We start from the raw sequence: 5925 nt of genomic DNA, 5'->3' as shown, positions 1-5925 counted from the left end.
GGATGGGGGGCGGCGTTTCCATGCTGGTCGATGTGTTCCGTCGAGGTCGTGGGGTCAGCGGGCCTGCGGCACCGCGTCGGCGCGGTCGACGCCGTCCCACAGATTCTCGTACCAGGGGCTGGTCGCCGACGTGGCGCCCCTGGGGCGTGCCCGCTCGGCGTCGGCCGAGGAGCGCTCGGCGGACTCCGTGTCCGGGTCGCCGGGCAGCACGTAGCCGGTCTCGCCCGGCATCAGGTACCGCAGCCGCTCGCGGGCCTGCCGCCGGACATAGGCGTCGTCCTGCCAGCGTGCCCGCTCGTCGCGCAGCTCCTCGACGCGGCGCTCGGCCTCCTCGGCGAGCCGGCGCTGGTCGGCGATGTCGGAGCGCTGCTGGATGTACTGGCGCAGCGGGTAGGCCAGCGCCACGATCAGGGTGCAGACCACCAGCGCGAGCACGGCGGCCCGCCCGGTGAGCCGGCCGCGGCGCGGCTTGGGCTCGAGCCGGCGGCTCTGCGCGCGGTAGACGCGCTCGGCCGCCTGTTCGCCAAGCGCCCTGAGCCTGGTGGCGGTGGAGAACCGGTCCCGGTCCGCGGCCACGTCGCCTCCCTCTTCGGCCTGCCGGTGCGACCCGCGCGGGCCGCCTAAGCGTGTCCCCGCCACCGTAAGGGACGGATGGCGGGGACAACGGTACGACGCGGGTACGGTGGAGAACGGCGGGTCAGCCGCGGAAGCGCGGGAAGGCGCTGCGGCCGGCGTAGACGGCGGCGTCGTCCAGGATCTCCTCGATCCGCATCAGCTGGTTGTACTTGGCGACCCGCTCCGAGCGCGCCGGGGCGCCGGTCTTGATCTGGCCGCAGTTGGTGGCGACGGCCAGGTCGGCGATGGTGACGTCCTCGGTCTCGCCGCTGCGGTGGGACATCATGCACTTGAAGCCGTTGCGCTGGGCGAGCTCGACGGCGTCCAGGGTCTCGGTGAGCGAGCCGATCTGGTTGACCTTCACCAGCAGCGCGTTGGCGGCGCTGGTGTCGATACCGCGCTGCAGCCGCTCGGGGTTGGTGACGAACAGGTCGTCGCCGACGATCTGCACCCGGTCGCCGAGGGCGGCGGTCAGGGTCTGCCAGCCCTCCCAGTCCTCCTCGCTCAGCGGGTCCTCGATGGACACCAGCGGGTAGGACGAGACCAGCTCGGTGTAGTACTCGGTCAGCTCGGCGGCGGTGTGGGCCTTGCCCTCCAGGGTGTAGACGCCGTCCGAGTAGAGCTCGGTGGCGGCCACGTCGAGCGCCAGCGCGATGTCCTGGCCCGGGGTGTAGCCGGCCTTCTGGATGGCCTCGACGATCAGGTCGAGCGCCTCGCGGTTGGACTCCAGGTTCGGCGCGAAGCCGCCCTCGTCGCCGAGGCCGGTGCCCAGGCCGCGCTCCTTGAGGACCTTCTTGAGGGTGTGGTACGTCTCGGCGCCCCAGCGGACGGCCTCGGAGAACGACTCGGCCCCGATCGGCGCGATCATGAACTCCTGGATGTCCACGTTGGAGTCGGCGTGCGCGCCGCCGTTGAGGATGTTCATCATCGGCACCGGCAGCAGGTGCGCGTTGGGGCCGCCGAGGTAGCGGAACAGCGGCAGGTCGCGGGACTCGGAGGCGGCGTGCGCGACGGCCAGCGAGACGCCGAGGATGGCGTTGGCGCCGAGCGAGGACTTGTCCGCGGTGGCGTCCAGGTCGAACATCGCCTGGTCGATCAGCCGCTGCTCGGTGGCGTCGTAGCCGACGAGCTCGGGGCCGATCTGCTCGATGACGGCGAGGACGGCCTTCTCCACGCCCTTGCCGAGGTAGCGGGCCTGGTCCCCGTCCCGCAGTTCGAGCGCCTCGAACGCGCCGGTGGAGGCGCCCGAGGGCACCGCCGCGCGACCGGTGCTGCCGTCGTCGAGGCCCACCTCGACCTCGACCGTTGGGTTGCCTCGCGAGTCGAGGATCTCGCGCGCTACGACGACATCGATGGACGGCACGGGGGTCTCCTTCTGGTCAAAGGATCGTCTCTGACTTCTTCAGCTGTCTTCAGCCCCCTGAGCCTAACCGGCTCCCGGGACGGGGCTGCCCTCCAGCCCGCGCGTGCCCCGTGAACGGGGAGCGAATTCGCAGGTCAGTGGGGGTTCCAGCTTTTTGTTTACAAGGTGAAGAAAAGGGCCGGGCCCCGGTGCGGCGGCCGTGCCGTCGCGCCGGGGCCCGGGTGGTTCGGCTCTCCCGCCCGCCCGTCAGAGGGTCAGGACCTGGCCGGGGATGATCAGGTTCGGGTCGTCGCCGATGACGGACTCGTTGGCGGCGTAGATCTCCCGCCAGGTGGTGTCGTGTGCCTCGGCGATGGCGGAGAGGGTGTCGCCCGCCTCGACGGTGTACTCGGAGCCGTCGCCCTGCTCCTCGGCCTCGGCGGCCTGCGGGGCGACCTCCTCCGCCGGCACCTCGGGCTCCGCCGGGGCCTCGGCCTCCGGCTCGGGGGCGGCCGGCTCCTCGGCGGCGGCGCCGGAGCCGCTGGGGTCGATGGCGGGCGACTCGCCGCCCGCGGAGAGACCGGCCTGGGGGCCGCAGACGGGCCAGGCGCCCGGGCCCTGCATGGAGAGCAGCACCTCGGCGGCGGCGATCTGCTGGTCCTTGGTGGCCAGGTCGGCGCGCGCGGCGTACTGGGTGCCGCCCGCGGCCTCCCAGCTGGACTGCGAGAACTGGAGGCCACCGTAGTAGCCGTTGCCGGTGTTGATGGACCAGTCGCCCCCGGACTCACACTGGGCGACGGCGTCCCAGGTGTCGACGGAGGCCGCGTTGGCGCCGGTGGCACCGAGCATCGGGATGGCGACGGCGGCGCCGGTGACGCCGGCCGCGGCGGCTATGCGGGTCGGCCGCGACGGACGACGGTGACGGCCCTTGCCCCTGAACAGCATGACGTTCCTTCTCACCGACGCCTACGAGGTGAGCTGTCGGGTTCGGGCGTGGTGAGTTGCCCGGCCACGAGGAGCGTCCGCTCCCCGCGACTTCACCCCTAGCCGGTCGGTCCTCCTCGGTCCGATCCGGCGGCCACGACCCGGCCCTCTGGGGCCGCGGGCGGTGGTGGGTCCCCCGCTCCTGCCTGCGGTGGTGCGCGTGGTGATGGTCCCTGGGCCGGCGGCAGGATTCGGCGTTACGGCCTCGGCGCCCGGCGCGAAAACCGGGCGCAGGAAACTAAACACACCCCGCCTAACGATTCAAGAACGATGAAGATCGCCCATCGGCGGCCACTTGACACGGAAGGCGGCCAACCGTTGCAGGTCACAAGGGAATCGGGCAGCCCGGGGCAGGCTGACACGCAAGGGGCGAAAGAGACGATGGTCACATCAGAGGGTCATGTGACGACGGCGTGGGACCGGGGCGCCTCACCGGCCGGCGACGCTCAAGTCGCCCCGCTGGTCGCCAAGAACCTGGTTGCCAAGAACCTGGTCGCCGAGATCACCGAGATCGCCGAGAACATTGCCGGCATTGTCGTCATTGCCCGATTGGCTGGAGCGGTAGCGGTCGACCCAGTTGCCGGAGAGCCCGTTCTCGCCGGCGATGTCGAGCAGCGAACCACCCGAGCCGGCGGACCCGTTGGCCGTGCCGGACCCGGCGGAGCCCCCGCTCCCGCCGGCGTCGGGCGTGCGGGTCGCCTCGGGGCGCTCGGCCGCCTCCGGGGACCCAGAAGGGCTCGCGGCCTCCGTGGGCGTCCGCTCGGTGTCGCCGGGGCTCGGCACGTCCAGATCCCGCAGCCGCTTCAACAGCTGCCGGATGCGGGTCGTGTCGGAGTCCTCGACGGCCTCGGTCCGCTCGCCCGAGCCGCTCGGCGCCCGGCCCTCGGTCGCCTCGTCCGTCGGCCCGCCGGTGGCCGGCTCCGTGGGCGTGGTCGGGTCGGCCGGCGTGGTGGGCGTGGTCGGGCTCGCGGACGCGTCAGGCAGCGTCGAGGGGTCGTCCGCCGGCGACTCGGCCGAGTCCTCGGGGCCGCCGAACTCCTCCTCGACCTGGGCCTCCTCGGCCTCCTCGGCCCAGTCGATGTCGTCGCCCTGCTCGTCCCTGAACTCCGGCCACAGGCCCGTCAGCACCGCGCAGCCGGGGAACGCCTCCTCGCCACGGTCGGCGAGCATCCGGCCGGCCACCGTGATCTGCTGGAACCGGCTCGCCAGGTCGGGGCGCATCGCGAACTCGAGCCCGCCGTACCGCTCCCAGTCGTCCAGGCTGAGTTGGAGCCCGCCGTACCGGCCGTTGCCCTCGTTGGCGCTCCAGACCCCGCCGCTCTCGCACTCCGCCGCGCTGTCCCACGCCTCGTCACTCACGGCGTTCGCCACCCCCGCGCTCAGCAGCGGCAGAGCCAGCCCTGCGCCGGTGACCCCGGCTGCGACGACGAAGGCCGGAGCCTGTCGCGGACGACGATGACGACCAGTCCCGGAGCGCATCTGAAGGGCCTCCCAAAACGAACACTGATGCGGTTGAGGGGAACCTAGCCCGCAGTGCCTCACGATCACAAGCCGATCCCACCGAGATCACGCGCGGATCACATCGCTGACGCTCCGTCACCATCCGCGTTCGGCTCGGGGGAGAACTCCACGGGCAGCGCGCGCAGCCCGCGCATGATCAGCCCACCCCGCCACCGCAGCTCGGCATCGTCCACCGCGAGCCTGACGTCCGGCAGCCGCCGCAGCAGCTCGGTCAGCGCCGCCCGCGCTTCGAGACGGGCCAGCGGGGCGCCCAGGCAGTAGTGGATGCCGTGCCCGTACCCCAGGTGCGGGTTCTGCCGCCGCCCCAGGTCGAGCCGGTCGGGATCGGCGAACCGCTCCGGGTCACGGTCGGCCGCCGCCAACACCACGAGCACCGGCTCCCCGCGCTCCACCCGCTGCCCGCCCAACGTCAGCGGCTCGTTCGCGAACCGCCAGGTGGCCAGTTCCACGGGCCCGTCATAGCGCAGCAACTCCTCGACCGCCCTGGTCAGCGCGGCCTCGTCGCCCGCCGCCACCCAGGCCCGCGCCCTGGCCAACTCCTCCGGATGCCGCAGCAGCGCCATCATCCCGTTGCCGATCAGGTTCACCGTCGTCTCGAAGCCGGCGAACAGCAGGATGAACGCCATCGCCGCCGCCTCCTGCTCCGACAGCTGCTCGCCGTGGTCCGAGGCCCTGATCAGGCCCGAGATCAGGTCGTCCCCCAGGTCCTCCCGCTTGCGGTGGATCAGCTCCCCCAGATAGCCGCGCATCCGCTTCACGGCGCGCCCGACGCCGCCCCGCTTCCCCGAGGTGTGCAGCATCATCCCGGCCCACCGCCGGAAGTCCTCCTGGTCGGCGGCCGGCACCCCGAGCAGGTCACAGATGGCGTAGATCGGCAGCGGGAACGCGAACTCGCCGATCAGGTCGGCGGAGCCACGCCCCGCGAAGCCGTCCACCAGGCGCCCGGTCAGCTCCCGCACCCGCGGCTCGAACTCCGCCACCCGGCGCGGCGTGAACGCCGCCGAGACGAGCCGCCGCAGCCGGGTGTGGTCCGGCGGATCGATGTTCAACAGGTGCGTCATCACGTTGGCGTCGCGCTCGCCGGGGATGCCCACCCGACCCGTGGCGTGCTCGGCCGCGCTGTGCCGCCCCGGGTTCTTGCTCAGCCGGGGATCGGCCAGCGCGCGCCTGGCGTCCGCGTACCTCGTCACCAGCCACGCCTCGACGCCGCTCGGCAGCACGGCCCGGTGCACCGGCGCGTGCTCCCGCAGCCAGGCGTACGCCGGGTAGGGATCGGCCGCGAAACCCCGGTCGAAAAGCCCCGGCGGGGCCTTGTCAGCCACCGGTCGCCGCCACCGGACGGTCGGGGATCACCGCCGACACCCGGAAGCCGCCGCCGTCCGTCGGCCCCGAGACGAACCCGCCGCCCAACGCCATGACCCGCTCCCGCATCCCCACCAGACCGTTACCCCCGCTCGGCAGCC

At 72.7% G+C, this 5925-nt stretch carries 5 protein-coding genes, 1 pseudogene and 1 riboswitch; all 6 genes and pseudogenes read right to left on the bottom strand.

Translation table 11 applies throughout. From position 1 onward, the window contains the following. Positions 1-54: 54 nt before the first annotated feature. Positions 55-576: a septum formation initiator family protein gene (locus E1265_RS32490; protein ID WP_132934549.1), complete on the bottom strand. Its 522-nt coding sequence runs from the start codon at positions 574-576 to the stop codon at positions 55-57. Between the two features lie 121 nt (positions 577-697). Next, entirely contained in the window at positions 698-1978 is a 1281-nt protein-coding gene (gene eno / locus E1265_RS32485; protein WP_132934548.1) for a phosphopyruvate hydratase, read from the bottom strand. 246 nt (positions 1979-2224) lie between these two features. Beyond that, positions 2225-2902 (bottom strand): transglycosylase family protein, encoded by a 678-nt coding sequence (locus tag E1265_RS32480; protein WP_132934547.1) that lies wholly within the window; start codon positions 2900-2902, stop codon positions 2225-2227. Between the two features lie 3 nt (positions 2903-2905). Then, a riboswitch (cyclic di-AMP (ydaO/yuaA leader) is annotated at positions 2906-3044 on the bottom strand. A 326-nt stretch (positions 3045-3370) separates the two neighbouring features. Beyond that, positions 3371-4300, bottom strand: a complete 930-nt coding sequence (locus tag E1265_RS40500) for a transglycosylase family protein (RefSeq protein WP_279571484.1) — start codon at positions 4298-4300, stop codon at positions 3371-3373. 218 nt (positions 4301-4518) lie between these two features. Then, positions 4519-5784, bottom strand: a complete 1266-nt coding sequence (locus tag E1265_RS32465; protein ID WP_132934546.1) for a cytochrome P450 — start codon at positions 5782-5784, stop codon at positions 4519-4521. Next, positions 5777-5925: pseudogene (locus tag E1265_RS39965) on the bottom strand (sensor histidine kinase); the annotation flags it as partial. The pseudogene E1265_RS39965 and the gene E1265_RS32465, both read right to left, overlap by 8 nt.

This window comes from Streptomyces sp. 8K308, assembly GCF_004348315.1.
Classification (GTDB): domain Bacteria; phylum Actinomycetota; class Actinomycetes; order Streptomycetales; family Streptomycetaceae; genus Streptomyces.
This window is presented reverse-complemented; position numbering and strand designations above follow the sequence as displayed.

Coding starts and splice junctions, on each gene's coding strand:
- E1265_RS32480 (WP_132934547.1), bottom strand. CDS start 2,902: ATGCTGTTCAGGGGCAAGGGCCGTCACCGTCGTCCGTCGCGGCCGACC.